Annotated in this window: 3 protein-coding genes and 1 pseudogene; 1 reads left to right on the top strand and 3 read right to left on the bottom strand. The window is 55.9% G+C overall.

Annotated elements, in window-relative coordinates:
• The 3 genes from ACR0LL_RS21000 to ACR0LL_RS20990 form a co-directional block, all read right to left on the bottom strand.
• Positions 1-423 (bottom strand): hypothetical protein (locus tag ACR0LL_RS21000; protein ID WP_480589231.1); only part of this gene is annotated, 423 nt, incomplete at its 3' end.
• A gap of 267 nt (positions 424-690) precedes the next feature.
• On the bottom strand, positions 691-1,665 hold the full coding sequence (locus ACR0LL_RS20995; RefSeq protein ID WP_480589229.1) for an ExeA family protein: 975 nt from the start codon (positions 1,663-1,665) through the stop codon (positions 691-693).
• Positions 1,665-2,126 (bottom strand): hypothetical protein, encoded by a 462-nt coding sequence (locus ACR0LL_RS20990; RefSeq protein ID WP_480424837.1) that lies wholly within the window; start codon positions 2,124-2,126, stop codon positions 1,665-1,667. The genes ACR0LL_RS20995 and ACR0LL_RS20990 overlap by 1 nt, the downstream gene beginning before the upstream one ends.
• Before the next feature lie 3 nt (positions 2,127-2,129).
• Here ACR0LL_RS20990 and ACR0LL_RS20985 point away from each other — a divergent pair.
• A pseudogene (locus ACR0LL_RS20985) lies at positions 2,130-2,235 on the top strand (integrase core domain-containing protein); the annotation flags it as partial.

Raw genomic sequence — 2,235 nt, 5'->3', positions numbered from 1 at the left:
GTGGTTTTCGTGGCGATGTTTCAGAGCCGCTTTGCTTATTGCCGTGAGCTCTTCTTCTGTAACATCACTCTCATCGCGGCTCGCACAGTTAATCCACTCCCAAACGAATGAGGCGCGTCGTGGGTGGTTTGCCAAAGACTGCCAATCGCCTGTAGCACGGCGAGCATCCACGTAAGCTTTCAGGACTTCGCCAGCAGTATGACCGTCTTCGCCCGCCTGTTCCCAGTAGTGCTCAATAGCGTGATCGTCATAGTCGCGATTGTGCATCGCAAGCCAGAATTTGCGATCATGCGAGTTGACTGACTTGTCACTGCACTCTGCTGCGTCCGATACTACGGCCTCAAATCCGTTGATGTCGACGATCGCGCCATCAATCAGAGTCTCCGCATTCGGATTGTATCCATGCCCGATGATCGCGCTCACACCGGCTCTGAACGCGGGAGTGAGATTTGGTGAAAGTCGTGCAATTGCGGTGTGAAAATTACCGCGAAATGAGCCATTCCTGAACCCTATGTGTAGCGGCTTGAGATCATAATCCGTTGGGCGCGAGATCATCGCTGTTTCTGGCTCAGATTATTTGAGACTATAATTCGATTTGGGACCACTTTATTTGAGAACGGGCTCAGAATAATTGAGACGGGCTCACATTTCTGAGACTGGGATCGGTGGGGTGAGACCATCCACATGACCTCATAGCGACAACCCCGCCATCCGCATTCGCTCTGCCAATTCGCGGGTCCGCGCGGGTTCAAGCTGCCCGCTCAGGAAGCGTTTGATCTCGGCAGGTTTGGACTGGAACTGATCCGCCAATACCTTCACAGAATAGCCCTGCCGGGTGAGACGTGGCTCCAAGTCATCAAAGTCGGGGGCCAGGGTGGCCGACACAATATCCGGCGTGATTGGTTTCTGGCCGATGCGGAACCCGGCCTCCAATGCCCGGTTTAAATATTCGGCAAACTGTAAGGGTGTGGTCAGGCGCTCTGCCAGTAGGTCCAGCGCCGCCGGTTCGATAATCTCGTCAAGTGGAGCGTCGTCCTCGGTACACTGGTCCAAAAGCCAGTCGAGATAGGTTCGGGACACTTCCCCCAATCCTTCGAAGGGCAGGATATCAGTGCGATGCCCGATCTCTTCCATCGTTGGGCGGCGAAGGTCGTTTCGCAGCTTCGGATGGCCGACCAGAATAACGGACAGATTGCCTCCGCCGCGCGCGATCACTTCCATCAGGCGTTTCAGCCCGATCAATGTCTTTCCATACAGATCATGGGCCTCATCGACAAACAGCGCCACGGGCTTTCCGGAGCGGGCTACCAGCTTCTGAAGTTCTCGTTCCCTCTTTTCACCTTGGGTTGGAATCTTTGGTTCTTTCTCTCGTGAGAGATCGTAGAACAGGGCTGAGATTAGCGTCGGAACGGTCGTGCGGGCTTTGTCCACCGACAGGCTTTCGGCGACAGTGACCTTCTTTTCGCGCGCAATTTCATCTTGCAACCGGTGCAGGAACACAGTCTTGCCGATGCCAACTGGGCCTGTCACAGCGATCAGGCGTCCGGTTCCAATGCCCGCCCGGACGGTGTGGGTGATCTGACGATGGTTCTCGGTCTCATAGAATCCGGCAGCTCGCCAGTCCTTGATCAGCCCATATCGCGCCATGATCTCGGCATTCAGCATTACTCGCTCTCCTCTTCAGCGGCCGGTCGCTTAGGCGAGAACCGGGCAGTTATTCCTTGTTTGATTTCCGTCTTGTCGAGCGTGCGGTCGACAAGATCATTCACGAACGACAGATCCTCGTCTGTCAGGCGGGCCAGCGGCTTGTGCAGCAAATCCGAGACCCCGCGCAGCGCATCCAATCGGCTGCTATAGGTGAACTCTCCATAGGGATCCGGATCGACAAAGGCCTGGCTGGCGAACGGCAGTACGTCTGCGGCTTTGGCCAGGCTTGAATCCAACCCGGCAAGCGCCGATCTGGGCACCGAGATCTTCTGCGCAAGATCTCCGATCCTGTCGGCCCGTGCCTGTGTTTGTGTTTTCTTGGGCTTGCGATAGCGATGCAGCGGGATAGGCCCACCTGTCGGGCGGTAGGGGCCAAAGCGCTTGTCGTTCCACTCAACGAACAGCTCGTGATCAAACACCTGCAGACCTGGTTAAGAAAGGTGGGCATTAAGCCGATCCAAATCTACCCGGGATCACCTTGGGAGAATGGATACAACGTGCGCTTCATTGGCAATCTGCGCCGGGAAG

The sequence above is a fragment of the Ruegeria sp. AI2 genome, assembly GCF_056541275.1.
Note: the sequence above shows the minus strand (reverse complement) of the source record. Positions and strands in the feature narration are given on the sequence as shown.

What these genes read in the sequence shown, in the direction of transcription:
- ACR0LL_RS20995 (WP_480589229.1), bottom strand. Translation starts at nt 1,665, where the DNA reads ATGCTGAATGCCGAGATCATGGCGCGATATGGGCTGATCAAGGACTGG.